Source organism: Marinactinospora endophytica (assembly GCF_054780875.1).
This window is the reverse complement of record NZ_BAAGVM010000003.1, coordinates 328791-347361: the sequence shown is the minus strand read 5'-3', so window position 1 is coordinate 347361 and position 18571 is coordinate 328791. Positions and strand designations below refer to the sequence as shown.

15 protein-coding genes are annotated in these 18571 nt (G+C 70.2%); 7 read left to right on the top strand and 8 right to left on the bottom strand.

Features of this window, described 5'->3' with window-relative positions:
* Positions 1-31: 31 nt before the first annotated feature.
* The 5 genes from ACYVHU_RS08200 to ACYVHU_RS08180 all read right to left on the bottom strand — a co-directional run bounded on the left by ACYVHU_RS08200 (position 32) and on the right by ACYVHU_RS08180 (position 7423).
* Positions 32-3535: a transglycosylase domain-containing protein gene (locus tag ACYVHU_RS08200; protein WP_498948020.1), complete on the bottom strand. Its 3504-nt coding sequence runs from the start codon at positions 3533-3535 to the stop codon at positions 32-34.
* 417 nt (positions 3536-3952) lie between these two features.
* Entirely contained in the window at positions 3953-4573 is a 621-nt protein-coding gene (locus ACYVHU_RS08195) for a class I SAM-dependent methyltransferase (RefSeq protein WP_498948082.1), read from the bottom strand.
* Positions 4574-4713: 140 nt separating this feature from the next.
* A complete protein-coding gene (locus ACYVHU_RS08190) occupies positions 4714-5895 on the bottom strand; it encodes a pyridoxal phosphate-dependent aminotransferase (protein WP_078762682.1) in 1182 nt (393 codons plus the stop codon).
* Between the two features lie 77 nt (positions 5896-5972).
* Entirely contained in the window at positions 5973-6314 is a 342-nt protein-coding gene (locus ACYVHU_RS08185; protein ID WP_235001063.1) for a BlaI/MecI/CopY family transcriptional regulator, read from the bottom strand.
* 212 nt (positions 6315-6526) lie between these two features.
* Positions 6527-7423, bottom strand: coding sequence for an SDR family oxidoreductase (locus ACYVHU_RS08180; protein ID WP_078762680.1), 897 nt, complete (start codon positions 7421-7423; stop codon positions 6527-6529).
* Positions 7424-7642: 219 nt separating this feature from the next.
* On the opposite strand from ACYVHU_RS08180, the gene ACYVHU_RS08175 reads away from it, so the two are divergent.
* The 6 genes from ACYVHU_RS08175 to ACYVHU_RS08150 all read left to right on the top strand — a co-directional run bounded on the left by ACYVHU_RS08175 (position 7643) and on the right by ACYVHU_RS08150 (position 15378).
* Complete coding sequence (locus ACYVHU_RS08175) at positions 7643-8689, top strand: NAD(P)H-dependent amine dehydrogenase family protein (RefSeq protein ID WP_432938783.1); 1047 nt, start codon at positions 7643-7645, stop codon at positions 8687-8689.
* 11 nt (positions 8690-8700) lie between these two features.
* Positions 8701-9189, top strand: coding sequence for a pyridoxamine 5'-phosphate oxidase family protein (locus ACYVHU_RS08170; protein WP_235001049.1), 489 nt, complete (start codon positions 8701-8703; stop codon positions 9187-9189).
* A 284-nt stretch (positions 9190-9473) separates the two neighbouring features.
* Positions 9474-13184, top strand: coding sequence for a multifunctional oxoglutarate decarboxylase/oxoglutarate dehydrogenase thiamine pyrophosphate-binding subunit/dihydrolipoyllysine-residue succinyltransferase subunit (locus ACYVHU_RS08165; RefSeq protein ID WP_078762678.1), 3711 nt, complete (start codon positions 9474-9476; stop codon positions 13182-13184).
* 2 nt (positions 13185-13186) lie between these two features.
* Complete coding sequence (locus ACYVHU_RS08160; RefSeq protein ID WP_200813681.1) at positions 13187-13363, top strand: DUF6104 family protein; 177 nt, start codon at positions 13187-13189, stop codon at positions 13361-13363.
* A 198-nt stretch (positions 13364-13561) separates the two neighbouring features.
* Positions 13562-14416 (top strand): DUF4097 family beta strand repeat-containing protein, encoded by an 855-nt coding sequence (locus ACYVHU_RS08155; protein WP_078762677.1) that lies wholly within the window; start codon positions 13562-13564, stop codon positions 14414-14416.
* A complete protein-coding gene (locus ACYVHU_RS08150; protein WP_078762676.1) occupies positions 14413-15378 on the top strand; it encodes a PadR family transcriptional regulator in 966 nt (321 codons plus the stop codon). The genes ACYVHU_RS08155 and ACYVHU_RS08150 overlap by 4 nt, the downstream gene beginning before the upstream one ends.
* 58 nt (positions 15379-15436) lie before the next feature.
* Here ACYVHU_RS08150 and ACYVHU_RS08145 read toward each other — a convergent pair whose 3' ends face one another.
* The 3 genes from ACYVHU_RS08145 to ACYVHU_RS08135 form a co-directional block, all read right to left on the bottom strand.
* The gene (locus ACYVHU_RS08145) at positions 15437-16405 is read right to left on the bottom strand and encodes a zinc-binding dehydrogenase (protein ID WP_078762675.1); all 969 of its coding nucleotides are present in this window, start codon (positions 16403-16405) and stop codon (positions 15437-15439) included.
* A gap of 10 nt (positions 16406-16415) precedes the next feature.
* A complete protein-coding gene (locus ACYVHU_RS08140) occupies positions 16416-16805 on the bottom strand; it encodes a VOC family protein (RefSeq protein ID WP_498948015.1) in 390 nt (129 codons plus the stop codon).
* Between the two features lie 123 nt (positions 16806-16928).
* Positions 16929-17465, bottom strand: a complete 537-nt coding sequence (locus ACYVHU_RS08135; RefSeq protein ID WP_498948014.1) for an ATP-binding protein — start codon at positions 17463-17465, stop codon at positions 16929-16931.
* 202 nt (positions 17466-17667) lie between these two features.
* On the opposite strand from ACYVHU_RS08135, the gene ACYVHU_RS08130 reads away from it, so the two are divergent.
* Positions 17668-18561: a helix-turn-helix domain-containing protein gene (locus tag ACYVHU_RS08130; RefSeq protein WP_235001047.1), complete on the top strand. Its 894-nt coding sequence runs from the start codon at positions 17668-17670 to the stop codon at positions 18559-18561.
* The last annotated feature ends 10 nt before the right edge of the window (positions 18562-18571 follow it).

The following is an 18571-nucleotide window of genomic DNA, read 5'->3' as shown; positions in this document are numbered from 1 at the left end:
CCCCGGCCCCTCGGCCGTCTGTGGCTTCCTCTCACCCGGTGGGGGCCATGCCGCCACCGCCCGGGAAGCCCGTGCCGGGGTCGCCGCCCGGATCCGTGCCCCCCGGATCACCACCCGGGTCCGTGCCCCCCGGGTCGCCGCCCGGATCCACGCCTCCCGGGTCGCCGCCCGGATCCGTGCCCGGGTCGACCGGGGCGCCCGTGGCCCCGCCGTCGGGGATTTCGACACCGGTGTCGGGGGCCGGGTTCTGGGGCAGGTCCTCCTCGACCGGAGGAGCCTCCTCGTAGCCGCCCGTCTCCTCGGACTGCGGCTCGGACGGCACCTGGGGCGCGTAGTTCTGGGAGCTTCCGCCGAAGGCCGGGGAGGGGAACTCCGCGTACTCGCCGTAGGCGGTGTCGGCGGCCTTCTCCATGAAGGAACGCCAGATCGCCGACGGCACGCCGTCACTGGTGGCCACACCCCAGCCGGGGACGATGGTCGTCTGCTTGTTGGTGTTGTAGGCGGTGGCCGCCGTGGCGAGCTTCGGGGTGTAGCCCACGAACCAGGCCGCCACGTTGTTGTCCGTCGTCCCGGTCTTGCCCGCCGCGGGCCGCGAGATCGCGGCGTTGCGGCCGGTGCCGGCGTTGACCACGTTCTGCATGGCGTAGGTGGCGTCGGCGGCCTGTTCCTCGCTGAGGACCCGGTTGCGCTCGACCTCGGGACGCTCCTCCTCGCCGTCGACGTTGAGGATGGAGCGGATCACGTGGGTCTCGACGTGCTCGCCGCCGTTGGCGAAGGTGGCGTAGGCGCCGGCCTGGACGGTGGGCGTGGTGTCGTTGACGCCCAGCGGCATGACCGGGACCAGGTGGTCGTCCAGGCTCCCCTCGGGGATCCCCATCTCGTAAGCGGTCTGGGCGACCTCCTCCAGGCCGACGCGCTGGGCGAGGTCGATGTAGCCGAGGTTGTTGGAGACCCGGGTGGCCTCGATGAGGTTCATCGGGCCGCCGGGCGCGTTACCCGCGTTTTGGACCCGGCTGCCGGCGATGGTCTGCGGACCGCTGCCGTCCACGACGGTGTTGAGCCCCATGTCGTTCTTGAGCGCCGCCGCGAGGACGTAGGGCTTGAAGGACGACCCGACCTGGGCGGTGCCCAGGAAGGCGCTGTCGTACTGGTTCTGCATGTAGTCGGCGCCGCCGTAGAACGCGACCACCTCACCGGTGGCGGGGTCGACCGCGCTCAGGCCGATGCGGACGTCGTCGGCCATCTGCTCGACGTCGACGTTCTCCTCGACCGCCTCCTGGGCGGCCTCCATGAGGTCCTTGTCGAACGTCGTGGTGATCTTGTAGCCACCGCGGTTGATGTTGTCCTCGGTGTAGCCGAGCTGCTCCAGTTCCTTCATCGCCTGCTGGAGCATGTATCCCTTGTAGCCGCTGAGGTCGACCCCCTCCTGGGGGACCGTCTTCTCGGGCTTGGGGAAACGGTACTGATCGGCCTGGGCCGGGGTGATGCTCTCCATCTGGACCAGACCGTCGACGACGTAGCGCCAGCGCTCCTCCATCTCCGGCGTGGTCTCGCTGTCGGACAGGCCGAACTTGGTGGGCTGCTGGATGGCCGCGGCGAGCAGGGCCGCCTCGTCGGGGGTCAGCTCCCCGACGTCCTTGTGGTAGTAGGCCTGCGCGGCGGCCTGGATGCCGTAGGCGTTACGGCCGAAGTAGATGGTGTTGAGGTACTGCTCGAGGATCCACTCCTTGCTCTGGGAGCGGTCCACCTTCAGGGAGATGATGATCTCCTTGAACTTGCGGGAGTAGGTCTGCTCCTGGCTCAGTCCCTCGTAGTAGTTGCGGACCATCTGCTGGGTGATGGTCGAACCGCCCTGGACCTGCTGACCGGTGAAGGTCGACCAGGCGGCGCGCAGCGTTCCGGTGAGCGAGACGCCGGGCTCGGTCCAAAAGCCGCGGTCCTCTGCTGCGAGGATCGCGTTCTGGACCTCTTCGGGCACTTCCTCCAACGGCACCGGGTCACGGTCGACGCCCCGCTCGGCGAACACCGTCTCGCCGTCGGAGTAGTAGAACGTCGAGCCCTGGTTGGTGGCGCTCTCCTGGGTGGCGTCGGGAACCGGGATGGTCGCGTAGGCGACGCCGAAGCCGGCGACGCCAAGGACGAGGAGGATGCCCGCGGCGATGAGCCCGCCACGGGTGATCCGCCACCACAGCGGCCGCTGCTTCTTCTGCGCCTTCTTCTTGGCCTTCTTGGCCTTGCCCTTCGCGTCGCCCGTCGGTGCCGGCCCCTGCGGGTCTGCGCCGCCGGAGGCCGCGGAGTGGGAGGTCTCTCCCGACGGCGTCCCGGAACCGCCCGTGCCGGCGCCCTGCTGGGCCCCGATCGCGCCGCCCACGACACCGGCTCCCGCCACGGCCCCGGCGGCCGCGACGGCCGCGGTGCCCAGCGCCTCGGTACCGGGGTCGGCCGGGGCGGGGGTGTCGCGCTCCGTGTCGTCGTGGGGGGAGGACGCTGCGCCGTGGGCCGGGCTCTCGGTGGTCTTCTCGTCGTCCTCGTCGTCGTCGAAGACCGGGGTGAAGGCCGCGGTCCCCTCGGGATCCCACGCCCGGGTGGACGCCTCCGCGTCCTCCCCGTCCGCCTCCGAAGCACCACCGGCACGACCCGACGCACCCACGCCACCCGCGGGAACGTCCTCGTCCTCGTCATCGTCATCGAAGACCGGACGGAACTCCGCGGTCCCCTCGGGATCCCACATCCGGGTGGACGCCTCCGCGTCCTCCCCGTCCGCCTCCGAAGCACCACCGGCACGACCCGACGCACCCACGCCACCCGCGGGAACGTCCTCGTCCTCGTCATCGTCATCGAAGACCGGACGGAACTCCGCGGTCCCCTCGGGATCCCAGTTGGGCTCGTCGGCGCGCTCGCCCACGGTGTCGTCCCGATCGGCGGAGGACTCCTGCTCCGTGTCGGAGTCCGCCTTCGCGGCGGACTCGACGGAGTCGGCGGACCCCGCGAGGTCCCGGGGTTCGGCGGGGGCCTCGTCGGCTTCGGGGCCGTCGGCGGTCGAGCCGCCGGCGAACTCCAGGCCGTACTGTTCGGCGAGGTTGCGCGCCACCCCGTCGCGGAAGAAGCTGCCGCTGTCCTTGAAGGCGCTCTCGCCCGAGTAGACGGAGGAGGCCGCGTCATCGCCGTCGGCGTCCTCGGACTCCGTGTCCCGGGCGCGCGCGTCGTCCTCCTTGCCCCCGGTGAACCAGTCGAAGCCGCCGGCATCGGCCGCGGCGTCGTCGGAGGAGCGCTGGGCGTCGTCCGCCGCGGTCTTCTCCTCGGCCCGGTCGGCCGCGTCGTCCGCGGTCGGCTCGTCGCGCTCGGTCCCGTCGGTCTCCTTCGGGTCCGCGGACTCGGCTTCGGGCTCTGCCTCGGTGTCCTTCGGGTCGGTGCCCTCCGGACGCGAGGGAGCCTCGTCGGACTCGGGGGTCACGGAGGTGTCGGGGCTGTCCGGACGGCTGTCCGGACCGTCGCCGTCAGGGCGTTCGCTGGGGTCAGGCTTGTTGGAATCCACGTCGCTCGTCGCAGGAGAGTTGCCGGTTTCGGGCGTATCAGATTCGGGGCGAGGTTCGGTTTCCCCGTCGCCGTAGGTGCTTTCGCTCAGTTCTTCGCCCCCTGGTGTCCTCAATCGCCCACTGCGCGGCGCTATAAGCGTTTACAGGCGTATGACGCGAACGCGGGCCGGTCTGGTTCACAGAAAGAATGGGAGTCGGTTCGGCGCAGCGGGGGATTCGCCGAAACCCTCCGAAACACGATACCCGGCCGTGGCCGCTTCACGGCCTGCGGCCACAGGATGGGAACACGTTCCACCGGGATCTCCCGGCACCGGGACAGCCCCTTTCACCTCCTCCTTCACTTTCCCGGGCGTCCCCACCCGTTTCGTCACACCGACGTCACGGTTGGATATCCGCGCCGCTCCCGGCGACGCCGGTCAGGTCCGGCGTTCCAGGACACGCAGCGAACCCTGCGCGCGGATCTCGACGAAGTCCCCGGAGTCAAGGGCGCGTCGGTAGATGTTGTAGGGCGGGCGCCCCCCGTCGGCGGGATCGGGGAAGACGTCGTGGATGACCAGCGCGCCCCCCGGGGCGACGTGGCCGCTCCACCCGGTGTAGTCGGCCTGGGCGGCCTCCTCGGTGTGACCGCCGTCGATGAACAACATGCCCAGCGGGGCGTTCCACAGCCGGGCGACGTCGGCGGAACGGCCCACGACCGCGATCACCTGGTCCTCCAGGTCGGCGGCGGCCATGGTCCGGCGGAACGTTCCCAGCGTGTCGAGCCGGCCGGTGACCGAGTCGACCATCGACGGGTCGTGGTACTCCCACCCCACCTGGTGCTCCTCCGAGCCGTGGTGGTGGTCGACGGTGACGACGGTGCCACCGACCGCGCGGGCCGCGGCCCCGAGGTAGACGGTGGACTTGCCGCAGTAGGTGCCGATCTCCAGGACCGGCCCGAGCCGCGCGTAGGACAACGCCGTCTCGTACAGGGCGAGCCCCTCCTCGGTGGGCATGAACCCCTTGGCCTCCTCCGCGACGCGCAGGAGGTCGTCGGGCATGGTCGTGGTCACTGCGGTCCGCCTTTCGTCGTGCCTGCCCGCGGGTTGCGCGGTGGGTGGCACGCTATCCGGCCCGTCGCGGCCGCGCCGCGGCGAGGTCACCGCGAACGGCCGGTCCGTCCGTCCGGGAGTGCCACGGGTCAGCCCTTGGACAACCGGGACAGCCGGGTGACCGCCTCGTCCAGGACCTCGTCTCGTTTACAGAAGGCGAAGCGGACCAGGTGGCGCCCCTCCTCCGCACGGTCGTAGAAGACCTGGGCCGGTACGGCCGCGACCCCCGCGGCGCGGGGCAGCGTCCGGGCCAGCTCGATGCCGTCGGTGAAGCCGAGCGGGCGGATGTCGGCCATGACGAAGTAGGTGCCCTGGGGGCGCATGACCTCGAAGCCGGCCGCGCGCAGCCCCTCGGAGAGCCGGTCGCGCTTGGCCTGGAGCGCGTCACGCTGGGCCGCCACCCAGGCCATCTCGGAACGCAGCGCCTCGGCCACCGCGAGCTGGAGCGCCCCATTGGCGGTGAAGGTGAGGAACTGGTTGACGGTGCTCACCGCGCGGACGAGCGGTGCCGGTCCCATGACCCACCCGGTCTTCCACCCGGTGACCGAGAAGGTCTTGCCCACCGACGAGACCGCCACGGTCCGCTCGCGCATGCCGGGCAGGGTGGCCAACGGAACATGGGCGACCCCGTCGAAGGTCAGGTGCTCGTAGACCTCGTCGGTGAGCGCGAGGAGGTCGTGCTCCCGGCAGACCTCGGCGATGACGGCGAGCTCCTCGGGGGAGAACACCGTGCCGGTGGGGTTGTGCGGGGAGTTCACCAGGATCATCCGGGTGCGCGGTCCCACCGCGGCACGCAGTTCCTGCGGATCGAAGGTGAACCGCGCGGCACCTGCCTGGCCTGTGGGACGGAGGGTGACCGGCCGCCGGACGCCCCCGGCCATCGCGATGACGGCCGGATAGGAGTCGTACATCGGCTCGAAGACGATCACCTCGTCCCCCGGCTCGACCAGGCCGAGCACGGCGGCGGCGATGCCGGCCGTGGCGCCGACGGTGACGTAGACCTCGGTGGCCGGGTCGTAGTCCAGGCCGTGGGACTCGGCCCGCGCGGCGGCGACCGCGGCGCGCAGTTCGGGGCGTCCCGGACCCGGCGGGTACTGGTTGACGCCGCCGAGGATGTGCTGGGCGGCGTCGTGGAGCAGGGACGCTGGCCCGTCGGTGTCGGGGAAGCCCTGCCCCAGGTTGATGGCGTCGGTCTCGGTGGCCAGCCGGGTCATCTCGGCGAAGATCGTCTCGCCGAAGTCCCGTAGGCGCGTGACAAGGGGTTCGTCCACGACACGCCAGCATAGACCGGCCGGGGCCCGCGCCCCGGGGCGCGGGCGGCGGCCCCTGCGACGCCCGGGCTCGGGGGTCAGGAGGCGATGCCCCTGCGTACGCGCACCTGGTGGAGGACGTCGTGCAGGCGGGCCATCTCCTCGTCGCTGAAACGCTCGATGAAGCGGAGCATGGTGACGCCGCGGTCGCCGCTGGACCTGAGCACCTCGCTCATGACACGCGCGGTGTGCTCCTCGCGTGTCTCCCTGGGCCGGTACCGCCAGGCCCTGCCGGACTTCTCGCGGTCCAGCAGGCCCTTGTGGTACAGGATGTTGGCCACCGTCATCACGGTCGTGTAGGCGACCTCGCGGTCATAGGTCATGCGTTCGCGCACCTCGCGCACGACGAGCGGACGATCGGCCCGCCACAGTGCGTCCATGATCGCGGATTCGAGCTCGCCGAACTCCTTCTTCAACCCTCCCCACCTCCGATTCGGAATGCTAGGAGTGGAGGTGGGGGCTCCGCCGGGAAACGCTGACCAGCGGAGGGATTCGCAGCCAGGCTCCCTCGAACACGTGCGTTTCATGATCAGCTGCGCCGCGGCGGCGCCCGTTTCGGGGCCTTGGGCCCGATCCGGGCACGGCCGTGGGGTCACATGACCTCGTTGAGGATGACCTGGGTCTGCTCGGCGAGGTTACGGGGGATGACGTAGGGGCGTTCGGCGTTGATGTCGGGCCAGTTGTCCCCGATGTCCTCGGGCGTGGCGTCGGGGAGCACCACGCCGGGCCCCTCCGCGACGAACACCCGCGCGATGCGCCCGCCCCCCACCGAGTACACCTCTCCGGTGGCCGGGCAGTCCTCGTGGGCGAGCCAGACGACGAGCGGGGTGACCTTCTCCGGTCCCAGCTTCGCGGCCGCGGCCGGCGGGAAGAGGTCCTCGGTCATCCGGGTGTAGGCGAGCGGGGCGATCGCGTTGACCGCGACGTCGTACTTCGCCCCCTCGATCGCGAGGGCCTTGGTGAGGCCGACGATGCCCATCTTGGCCGCCGCGTAGTTGCTCTGCCCGAAGTTGCCGAACAGGCCCGAGGGGGACGTGGTGTTGACGATGCGACCGTACCCGTGCTCACGGAAATGGCCGAACACGGCCTGCGACACCAGGAAGGTCCCGCGCAGGTGGACCCCGATCACGGCGTCCCAGTCGGCCACGGACATGTTCTTGAACGACTTGTCGCGCAGGATGCCGGCGTTGTTGACGACGATGTCGACACGGCCGAAGCGGTCCAGCGCGCCCTCCACGAGCGCCTGCGCGCCCTCCTGGGTCGAGACGTCGTGGGTGTCGGCCTCCGCCACCCCGCCGTCGCCCTCGATCTGCTCGACGACGCCTTCCGGCCCCTCTGCCTCGCCGGTCGTCCCGCCGTCCCGTCCGCCCAGGTCGTTGACGACGACCTTGGCCCCGCGAGCGGCCAGTTCGAGGGCGTAGGAGCGGCCCAGTCCCTGTGCGGCACCGGTGACGACGGCGACCCGCCCATCGAACCGCAGGTCGGTCATTTCTCCTCCTTGATCCCACCGTGACGTCCGCGGCTCTGCGCGCCGCCCGGACCGTGGTCTTCGACTGTAACTACCCGATCCGCGGGGGGCGCGCGAACCGTTTGACGGCCGGGGCGGTGAGCCCCTGTGCCGCGGCGTCCGCCGTTGGTAGATTCGTGATCTCCCGATCAGCGTCGGAACCGGGAAGCACCTGCCGCGACAACACGCCGGAGGCCGCTCGTGCCGATCCGTGTCATCCAGTGGGCGACGGGCTCGGTGGGGAGGGCTGCGCTGCGCGCGCTGCTCGGCCGGCCCGAGTTCGAGCTCGTCGGCGTCTACGTCCATTCGCCGGAGAAGGCGGGGATCGACGCGGGGGAGCTCGCCGGGCTGGGCCCCGTGGGGGTGCGGGCCACGCACGATCCCGAGGAGATCCTGGCGCTGGACGCCGACTGTGTGACGCACACGCCGCTTCCGTCGGCCTTCTTCTCCGAGGACCCCGACGACGACGCCCGGACGATCTGCGCGCTGTTGCGTTCGGGCAAGAACGTGGTGACGACCACGGGGTTCGTCAACCCGCGTGTCTACGGACCGGAGTTGCCCGCCCGGTTGGAGGCCGCGTGTGCCGCGGGCGGCGCGTCCCTGCACGGCACCGGGGTCAACCCGGGTTTCCTGTCCCAGGTCCTGCCGCTCGCGCTGTCGGGTCTGGGCATGCGCATCGACCACATCTACCTGCGCGAGTGCTCCGACTTCGCGGGGAACCCCTCGGCCGACGTCGTCAGCGGGCTGATGGGGTTGGGGCGCTCGCCCGACTCCCACGCCCGGACCGTGCGTCCCTTCCGCTCGTTCCACGAACGCTCGTTCGCCGAGAGCATGCACCTGGTGGCCGAGGGGCTCGGCCTGGAGCTCGACGACGTGGAGTCGCGCGGCGAGGTGGTGGTCGCCGACCGTGACTTCGAGGTCGCCGCGGGGACCGTCCGGGCGGGCACCGTGGCCGGCGCCCTGTGGACGTTCTCCGGCACGATCGCCGGCCGGCCGGTCATCGACGTCGAGTGGGCCTGCAAGAGCGATGCCAGGCGGGTTCCCCAGTGGGGCCGGCCGGGTGTGGTGCTGCGCGTGGAGGGGGTGCCCGACTACGTGGTGCGCATCGAGGACTTCAACCACGGCCTGGCCGGGGTCGCCGCCTACGCGGTCAACGCGATCCCCGCTGTGTGCGCCGCGCGCCCCGGTATCCGCACCTGTCTGGACCTACCGCTGATCACCGGGCGGGGAACCGTCCGGCTGGGCTGAGAGGGGAACACGTGTCGAACGGCCGCGCCTCCCGTTCCCCGCACCAGCGGGACCGGATCAGGATGAGCGACCACGAGGTCGCCGCCTTCCTCGCCGAACACCGCAAGGTGCAGGTCGCGACCGTGGGCCGGAACGGCGAGCCGCACCTGTCCACGCTGTTCTACGCGATGCTCGAGGGACGGCTGGCCTTCTGGACCTACGCGGCCTCGCAGAAGGTGGTGAACCTGCGTCGACGTCCGACGATGACCTGCCTGGTCGAGGACGGCGAGGAGTACGCGCGGCTGCGCGGTGTGACGCTGTACGGCACCGCCGAGATCCACGCCGACCCCACGACGGTGCTGCACGTGGGCGCGGCCGTCGCGGCGCGGATGGCCGGCGTGGGGGTGGAGGAGCTGGGGGACGTCCGGGCCGGGCTGGAGCGGGCGGGCCGCAAGCGTGTCGCGGTGTTTCTTTCCGTGCGACGTGTGGCCAGTTGGGACCACACCAAGCTGATGAGGTGACGGCCTGATCCGGTCACGGCCACGGGCGTGTGAGCTGGGCCGTCTCCGACCTCCGCGCTCTTCCCCTGGCGCCCGCGTGTGAAATATTGTTAGGTATATCCCAGTGCGGCGCCGCCCCGGGGTCCCCAGCGCGACCCGCGGCCAAGTAGCCTGTTAGGCGAGATTGCCGGCCGGGCGCGTCGCGAGGCGGCCGAGTGGAGTCGCTATACCTATGCCCGCCCTGCGTAAGTGGCCATCTCTCCATCACATTCACAAACGAGCTGCGGAAGAGGGCGATCTCCGCCGTGTCGTCTGAGGCGTCTCAACCCCTGACAGATTTCGGCCCCAACGAGTGGCTGGTCGACGAACTTCACCAGAAGTATCTGAACGACCCGAACTCGGTTGATAAGGCATGGTGGAACTTCTTCGCGGACTACAAGTCCGGAAAGTCCGGATCCACCAGCGCCAACGGGACGGGCACCCCCTCCGGGGGGACGCCGACCGCGTCCCCCGCGCGTGCTTCCGGTGCCACCCAGGCCGCGAAGACCGCTGCCCCGGCCAAGGCCGGCGGCACCACCAAGAACGAGCCGAAGAAGCCGGCCGCCAAGGACGACGGCGGCTCCGCCAAGGAGTCCGGCGGCGTCGACGCTCTGGCCGTCACCGAGGAACGGCTGCGCGGCGCCCCTGCCCGCACCGCCACGAACATGGAGGCCAGCCTCACCCTGCCGACCGCCACCAGCGTGCGGGCGGTCCCGGTGAAGCTGCTGTTCGACAACCGCATCGTCATCAACAACCACCTGCGGCGCGGTCGCGGTGGCAAGGTCTCCTTCACCCACCTCATCGGCTACGCGATGGTGAAGGCGCTTGAGGCGCTGCCGGAGATGAACCACTCCTACGTGGAGATCGACGGCAAGCCGGGCGTGGCCAAGCCCGAGCACGTCAACTTCGGCCTGGCGATCGACCTCAAGAAGCCTGACGGCACGCGCCAGCTCCTGGTGCCCAGCATCAAGGCCGCCGACACCATGGACTTCAAGGAGTTCTGGACGGCCTATGAGGAGCTGGTCCGCAAGGCCCGCAACAACAAGCTGGGGGTCCCGGACTTCCAGGGCACCACGATCAGCCTGACCAACCCGGGCGGCATCGGCACGGTGCACTCCGTCCCCCGCCTGATGCCCGGCCAGGGCACCATCGTCGGCGTGGGCGCCATGGAGTACCCGGCCGAGTTCCAGGGCGCCTCCCCCGAGACCCTGAACAAGCTCGCGGTCAGCAAGGTCATGACGCTGACCTCGACCTATGACCACCGCATCATCCAGGGTGCGCAGTCGGGCGAGTTCCTGCGCCGCATCCACCAGCTGCTGCTGGGCGAGGACGGCTTCTACGACGAGATCTTCAAGTCCCTGCGCATCCCCTACGAGCCGGTGCGCTGGGTTCAGGACATCTCGGTCGACAACGTCAACCAGCTCGACAAGACCAGCCGGGTCCAGGAGCTGATCCACGCCTACCGGGTCCGCGGCCACCTCATGGCCGACACCGACCCGCTGGAGTACCGTCAGCGCCGCCACCCCGACCTCGACATCCTGGAACACGGCCTGACGCTGTGGGACCTCGAACGGGACTTCCCGACGGGCGGCTTCGGCGGCAAGGCCGTCATGAAGCTGCGCGACATCCTGGGCGTGCTGCGTGACACCTACTGCCGCACCGTCGGCATCGAGTACATGCACATCCAGAGCCCGGAGGAGCGGGAGTGGATCCAGTCGCACGTCGAGCGTGAGCCCGAGAAGCTCACCCGCGACGAGCAGCTGCACATCCTGCGCCGGCTCAACAGCGCCGAGGCCTTCGAGACGTTCCTGCAGACCAAGTACGTCGGCCAGAAGCGCTTCTCGCTCGAGGGCGGCGAGTCGCTGATCCCGCTGTTGGACGGTGTGATCTCCAAGGCGGCCAAGAACGGCTTGGACGAGGTCGTCATCGGCATGGCCCACCGCGGCCGGCTGAACGTCCTCGCCAACATCTGCGGCAAGTCCTACGGCCAGATCTTCGGCGAGTTCGAGGGCAACCTCGACCCGCGCAGCGCGCACGGTTCCGGTGACGTCAAGTACCACCTGGGCACCGAGGGCACCTTCGAGACCCCCGAGGGCGAGAAGATCGCGATCTCGCTGGCCGCCAACCCCAGCCACCTGGAGACGGTCAACCCGGTCGCCGAGGGCATCGTCCGCGCCAAGCAGGACATCCTCGACAAGGGGCCGCAGGGCTTCACCGTGCTGCCGATCCTGATCCACGGCGACGCCGCGTTCGCCGGTCAGGGCGTGGTGGCCGAGACGCTGAACCTGTCGCAGCTGCGGGGTTACCGCACCGGCGGCACCGTGCACGTCATCGTCAACAACCAGGTCGGCTTCACCACCTCTCCGGCCGACAGCCGTTCCAGCGTCTACGCGACCGACGTCGCGCGGATGGTGCAGGCGCCGATCTTCCACGTCAACGGCGACGACCCCGAGGCCGTCGTCCGGGTGGCCCAGCTGGCGTTCGCCTACCGGCAGACGTTCAACAAGGACGTCGTCATCGACCTGGTCTGCTACCGGCGCCGCGGGCACAACGAGGCCGACAACCCCTCGTTCACCCAGCCGCTGATGTACGACGTGATCGACGCCAAGCGGTCCACCCGCAAGCTCTACACCGAGGCGCTGATCGGACGCGGCGACATCTCCGTGGAGGAGGCCGAGCAGGCCCTGCGCGACTACCAGCAGCAGCTGGAGCGCGCCTTCACCGAGACCCGCGAGGCCGGCCGCAAGCCGGTGGAGCCGGGCGCGGTGATCAAGCCCGAGGTGTTCGACGAGGGGCGCATCGACCACGCCGCGGTCGAGACCGCGATCAGCTCCGACGTGGTCAAGCGGGTCGTCGAGACCCAGACCGACCTGCCCGAGGGGTTCACCCCGCACCCGCGTCTGCTGCCGCAGTTGCAGCGTCGCGCGCAGATGGTGGCCGAGGACACGATCGACTGGGCCATGGGCGAGACCCTCGCCTTCGGTTCGCTGCTCATCGAGGAGCACCCGGTCCGGCTGGTCGGCCAGGACAGCCGCCGCGGTACCTTCGGCCAGCGCCACGCCGCCCTGGTCGACCGCAACACCGGCGAGGTGCACACGCCGCTCAAGCGGTTCGACAAGGGCACGTCGAAGTTCTACGTCCACGACTCGCTGCTGAGCGAGTACGCCGCGCTCGGCTTCGAGTACGGCTACTCGGTGGTGCGTCCGGACGCGCTGGTGGCCTGGGAGGCCCAGTTCGGTGACTTCGTCGACGGCGCCCAGACCGTCATCGACGAGTACATCAGCTCCGGTGAGCAGAAGTGGGGTCAGCGCTCCAGCGTCACGCTGCTGCTGCCGCACGGCTACGAGGGGCAGGGGCCCGACCACTCCTCCGCGCGGATCGAGCGTTTCCTCCAGCTGTGCGCGCAGGAGAACATGACGGTGGCCATGCCGACCACCCCGGCGAACTACTTCCACCTGCTGCGCTGGCAGGTCAAGTCGTCGTTCCGCCGCCCGCTGGTGGTCTTCACGCCCAAGTCGATGCTGCGCCTGAAGGCCGCCACGTCGGCGACCTCGGAGTTCACCTCCGGCTCGTTCCAGCCGCTCATCCCCGACACCAGCGGGATCAAGGCCGAGGACGTGCGCCGGGTGGTGCTGTGCTCGGGCAAGGTCTACTACGACCTGGACGCGGCGCGGAAGCGGACGGGGGACACCACGACCGCGATCGTGCGGGTCGAGCGTCTCTACCCGCTGCCGATCGAGGAGATCCGCCAGCAGCTCGCGGCCTTCCCCAACGCGGGAGAGGTGCTGTGGGTGCAGGAGGAGCCGGCGAACATGGGGCCGTGGCCGTTCGTGGCGCTGGTCTTCTCCGAGCAGCTCGACCGCCCGTTCACCCGGGTGTCGCGTCCGGCCAGTTCCTCGCCCGCGGCGGGGTCGGCCAAGCGGCATGAGGTGGAGCAGCAGGCGCTGGTCAACACGGTGTTCCCGCCGGCGGACTAGTCATGTACTACACCGATCGGGGTATCGAGGAGCTGGAGCGGCGGCGCGGCGAGGAGGAGGTCTCCCTGGCCTGGGTCGCCGACCAGTTGCGCACGTTCACCGACTTGAACCCGGAGTTCGAGACGGCGGTCGACCGGCTGGCCACCTGGCTGGCCCGGCTCGACGACGACGAGGACTGAGCGGTTCGCGTCCATGAGCGCGGGAGAGGGGTCACGGTCTCGGCCGTGGCCCCTCTCCGTCTGTTGAGGGCCAAGGGAGGGCCAGGGGTTTCCCTGAGAACGCCCTGACTTCCCCCTTGAAGTTGCGACATATCTTGAGACTTCCGCCATCGCGACATATCGTGTTTCCCAGAAGCACAGCGATGGAAAGGGACTGCGATGGCGCGATGGACCATCGACCAGTCGACGACCCGCACCCTCGATGGAATCGTGGCTCTGCGCGTCCGCATCGTCGGCGGTCTTGTCAATGTCCTCCCCACCGACGACCCGGTGACCTTCGAGGTCTCCGACATCGTCGGTGGTCCGGTGCTCGTCTCCCAGGAGGCGGGCATCCTGACGATCACCTACGAGGACCTCACCCGTGAGGGCCTGCTCGACCGGCTCCGGCCACCACAGTTGACGGGCTACCGCGACGTGGGACGGCGCTCGGCCACCATCAGCCTGCGGGTGCCCACCGACTGCCCGATCGACGTGACCACCGTGACCGCCCCGATCGTCGCCGCCGGCGTACGCGCCAAGACCCGGCTGCGCAGCGCCTCCGGTGACGTCACGCTGGACGGCCTCGGCGGCGAGATCGACGTCAACACGGTCTCCGGAGGCCTGGAGGCCCGTGGCCTGTCGGGCAGTCTCGGTTTCAACAGCGTGAGCGGTCGGCTCGCCGTCGCCGGCGACCGGCTCTCCGCCTTCTCCGCCAAGTCCGGCTCGGGACAGCTGTTCGCCGACGTCGACCTCACCCCCTCGGCCAGGGTCCGGCTCGCCTCCGTCTCCGGTGACATCGCGTTGCGGGTCCCCGCGGAGACGTCGGCGAACGTGGACCTGCGCACGGCCACCGGCGCGCTCGACTCCGCGTTCGGCCTGGAGCGGCGCGACCAGCGTGGGCGCAGCCGGCTGAGCGGAACGATCGGCAGCGGCATCGAACCGGCCGACGTCACCACCACGACCGTGTCGGGGTCGGTCTCACTGCTGCGCCGCGCCCCCGACGCTCCGGCCGCTCTCCTGAGGGGGGACGCATGAGCACGATCTTCGGCCACGGCAGGCTCCGGCTCTACCTGCTGAAACTACTCGACGAGAGCCCGCGGCACGGCTACGAGATCATCAGCCTGCTACGGGACCGCTTCCTTGGCGTCTACTCCCCCTCTCCCGGCACCATCTACCCGCGGCTGTCCCGGCTGGAGGAGGAGGGCCTGGTCACCCACGAGGTGGTGGACGGGCGCAAGGTCTACCGGCTCACCGACAAGGGACGCGAGGAACTGCACGCGCGTGCCTCCGAGCTCGACGACCTGGAGCGCGAGATCACCGACTCCGTCCGCGACATCGCCCGCGCGGTCAAGCAGGACGTGCGCGACACGATCAGCTCCCTGCGCGAGGAGCTGAAGTCCGCGGCCGGCGGCTCCCGTGGCAGGCGGGACCGCCAGACCCCGTCCGAGTCGGATGAGGACGTGTGGGCGCGGGCGGGCGCCGAGGACCCCACCGCCTCCGCCGGGCGGTCCCGTGGCGAACGCGGTCGCCACGAACGCGGCGAGGGCGAGGAGGGCGAACGCAAGGGGCCCTGGTGGGGGCACGACTGGGAGCGGTTCTCCCAGGGCTTCCCCGCCTGGGGGCGGCGCGGCGAGCACGGTCAGCGCCCCGAGTTCGAACAGGCGCTCCGCGACTTCTCCGAACGTGTCAGCGACACCGTCCGCGGAGCCGGCGAGACCAGTACGCAGGCCGCCGGCCACCTCCGCCGCATCCTCGACGACACGTTGGAGGTCATCCGTCGCGACATCTCCTCGTGGGGTCCGCCGGAGCGGCAGGACCGACCCGCCTCCGAGGGGGCGCCGGGCCCACGGCCCCCCGAGCCGGGACCCGCCGGCGAGGGCGACACGCCCCGTCAGGACTCCGGTCCCCGGCCGTCGGACCCCGGCGGCGATCCCTGGGCTTCGGCCACCCGGGAGCCGCCCGCCGACACCGAGGACGGGCCACGCCCCCAGGGCTGATCGACACGGGGCTGCCCCGGCGACCGCGCGGTCGCCGGGGCGGCCCCGTCCGTCGGTCTCAGAGAGTGAAGACGATCTTGCCGAACAGGTCGCCCTCGGCCATGGCCGCGAATCCCTCCGCCGCCCGCGTCAGGGGCAGGACACGGTCGATCTCGGGGCGCACGTCGGTGCGGGCGCACAGGCCGACGAGCCGTTCCAGCTGGTCGCGGGTGCCCATCGTGGACCCGACAACGGAGAGCTGGAGGAAGAACACCCGGGTCAGCTCGGCGGGCGGCGCGTCGCCGCTGGTCGCGCCGCAGGTCACGATGCGCCCGCCGGGCTTGAGCGAGCGCACCGAGTGGGCCCAGGTGGCCGCCCCCACGCTGTCGAACACCACGTCGACCTTCTCCGCCAGCCGCTCCCCCGGTTCCACCGCCGCGTGCGCGCCGAGCTCCAGCGCGCGGGCGCGCTTGGCGGCGCTGCGACTCGTCGCGTAGACGCGGTAGCCGGTGGCCGAGGCGAGCCGGATCAGCGCGCCCGACACGCCCCCGCCGGCCCCCTGGACCAGTACGGACCCGCCCGGCTGAAGCCCGGCCTTCTCGAAGAGCATCCGGTAGGCGGTCAGCCAGGCCGTGGGCAGGCACGCCGCCTCCTCGAACGACAATCCCTCCGGCAGTGGCACGAGGTTGCGGCGGGGCACGGCGACCTTCTCCGCGAACGTACCGTCGTGGACCTCGGACAGCAGGGAGCGGCGGGGGTCGAGGGTCTCGTCACCGCCCCCCGCCGCAACGTCGCCGATGACGCCGTGGACGACGACCGGGTTGCCCTCCTCGTCCAGTCCCGCTGCGTCGCAGCCGAGGATCATGGGGCACCTGTCCGCGGACAGGCCCACCCCGCGCAGGCTCCACAGGTCGTGGTGGTTGAGTGAGGCGGCCTTCACGGTCACCGTCGTCCAGCCGTCGGGGACCTTGGGGGCGGGTCGCTCCGTGGCCTCCAGGGCCGAGAGCGGATTGTCCTTGTCGATACGCGCGGCAGTGATGGCGAACATGGCCCCGACCCTAACCATCCGCCTTCGCCGTGGCCGGAACGGGCTCGGGGAATGTCGCCTCCCGCACGACGCAGAACTCGTTTCCCTCGGGGTCGGCCATGACGACGAGGCGACCGCCGTTGACCTCCGCGACGGGTGCGCAGCGCTGTACCGCGCCCAGTCCGATCAGGCGCGACACCTCCCCGTGGAGGTCCTCGACGACGATGTCGAGGTGCATCCGGTTCTTGCCGGTCTTGGGTTCGGGGACGTCCTGCAGGATCAGGTCGGGGCGGAGTCCTCCCGGGTCGCGCAGGAAGGTATAGGGCGGGTCCGCCTCGTCCCGCTCATACCCCAGCGCGGCACCCCAGAAGACGGCCAGTCGCTCGGCGTCGCAGGTGTCCAGGACCCAGACCAGTCGCACGATGTTCTCCCGTCCGTCGCGGTGTGGCCGCTCCAGGCGGCCGGTCGATTCCGCCTGCCCGGCACAGGGGGCGGGAAACGGGTGGGGCGGCCCTTCCCCGCGGACCGGGGGTGGGGGCGGAGGTCAGACGCGGCGCGGGGAGGCCTCGGATGCGGTCAGGGTGAACCAGACGGCCAGGCCGGGGCCGTGGCGGCGGGCGTCCCAGTGGGTGGCGAGCGCGTCGACCAAGGCCATGCCGCGCCCGTACTCGGTCTCCAGGGAGAGGGAGCGCACTACGGGGCGGGAGGGAGGATGTCCCTCCCGCGGGCCTTGGTCGCAGACCTCGACGGTCACCTCGTGGGCGTGCCGGCGGACCTCGACCATGAGCATTCCGCCGGGTTCGCCGCTGCGGGTGTGCCGGACCGCGTTGGAGGCGAGTTCGCTGACCAGAAGCAATGCGGTGTCGACGAGGTCGTCGTCGAAGGGGGCGTGCCCGTCCTGTCGCGGGAGCAGGGATGTCTCGACGAACGCCCGGACGTCACGGACGCGTCCCTCCAGACCGGGGAATTGCGCCCTGTGAACATCCTCTTGGCCGCACCCGCACGTTTGCGCGTGTCGCCGCCGTTCGCCGCGCCGGGTATTTCCGGTAACCGGTCCACCACTGGGGGAATGCGCGATCATCCAACCACCCTCGGTCATGGCGCTCGTTGCGGAAAGAGGCCCAGCAGGACTTTCTCCGCATGGCATAGTGGCCATCATGCACGCCGGGAAGAGGCCGTGCAATTGCTTTGGAGAATTCCCCCCAAGTCCCTTCCCTCCTTCGGTGTGAAGTAGCCTTCTCCCGTTCTCCCAACAGCCTCTCCCCCGGAAAAGGAGGCTCCCGGTGGCCGCTGGCTATAACCCCACCGTCCGACGCCGCCGCCTTGGTGTCGAATTGCGCCGTCTGCGAGAAAATGCCGGATTGACCGGAGAAGAAGCCGCCGAACGCATGTCCTGGTCCGGCAGCAAGCTCTCACGCATCGAACGCGGCCAGGTCGCCACGAACTCCGACGACGTGCGCGACCTGCTGGAGTTGTACGAGGTCAAGGACGACGGCCTGCGCCAGACACTGGTCATGCTGGCCCGGGAGTCCCGCAGGCGCGGCTGGTGGCACGTCTACGGCGACATCATGCCCGAGCGCTTCGAGGTCTACCTCGGCCTGGAGCCCGAGGCCAGCACGCTCCGCTTCTACCAGGCCCAGATCGTCCCAGGGCTGCTCCAGACGCAGGACTACGCCCGCGCGTTGCTGGAGTCGCACCCCACTCCCGTCGAACCGCGCGAGATCGAACGGCGGACCGAACTGCGCATCCGACGCCAGGAGATCCTCGCGCGCGAGGATCCGCCGGACGTGTGGGTCATCCTCGACGAGGCCGTGTTGCACCGACCCATCGGAGGCCCGGAGGTCATGGCGAACCAACTTCGCCATCTATCCGATCTGGGACGTAAGACCCACATAACACTACAAGTCCTGCCTTTCGATCGAGGTTCTCATTCAGGACTGAATGGCTCGTTCGACATCCTGGAGTTCGCGGAATCGGACGTCTATGCGCCGCGACTCGTCCATTTGGAAAACCTGACCAGCAGTCTCTACATCGAAAAGGCGAAAGAGGTGCGGTTCTACACGATGGCGTTCGACCACTTGCGTACGGCCGCACTGCACCCCGTGGAGACACGGGGACTCTTGACCGAGTTGGAAGAACAATTCCGGTCGAGAAAAGCAAAGGAAGAAGATGAATAGGGAAGGGGGC

Bases quoted from the DNA above. Each gene is read 5' to 3' on its own strand.
- ACYVHU_RS08145 (WP_078762675.1), bottom strand. From the start codon at position 16,405: ATGTTCGCCATCACTGCCGCGCGTATCGACAAGGACAATCCGCTCTCG.
- ACYVHU_RS08195 (WP_498948082.1), bottom strand. From the start codon at position 4,573: ATGCCCGACGACCTCCTGCGCGTCGCGGAGGAGGCCAAGGGGTTCATG.
- ACYVHU_RS08135 (WP_498948014.1), bottom strand. From the start codon at position 17,465: ATGATCGCGCATTCCCCCAGTGGTGGACCGGTTACCGGAAATACCCGG.
- ACYVHU_RS08185 (WP_235001063.1), bottom strand. From the start codon at position 6,314: ATGGACGCACTGTGGCGGGCCGATCGTCCGCTCGTCGTGCGCGAGGTG.
- ACYVHU_RS08150 (WP_078762676.1), top strand. From the start codon at position 14,413: ATGAGCACGATCTTCGGCCACGGCAGGCTCCGGCTCTACCTGCTGAAA.
- ACYVHU_RS08155 (WP_078762677.1), top strand. From the start codon at position 13,562: ATGGCGCGATGGACCATCGACCAGTCGACGACCCGCACCCTCGATGGA.
- ACYVHU_RS08180 (WP_078762680.1), bottom strand. From the start codon at position 7,423: ATGACCGACCTGCGGTTCGATGGGCGGGTCGCCGTCGTCACCGGTGCC.
- ACYVHU_RS08160 (WP_200813681.1), top strand. From the start codon at position 13,187: ATGTACTACACCGATCGGGGTATCGAGGAGCTGGAGCGGCGGCGCGGC.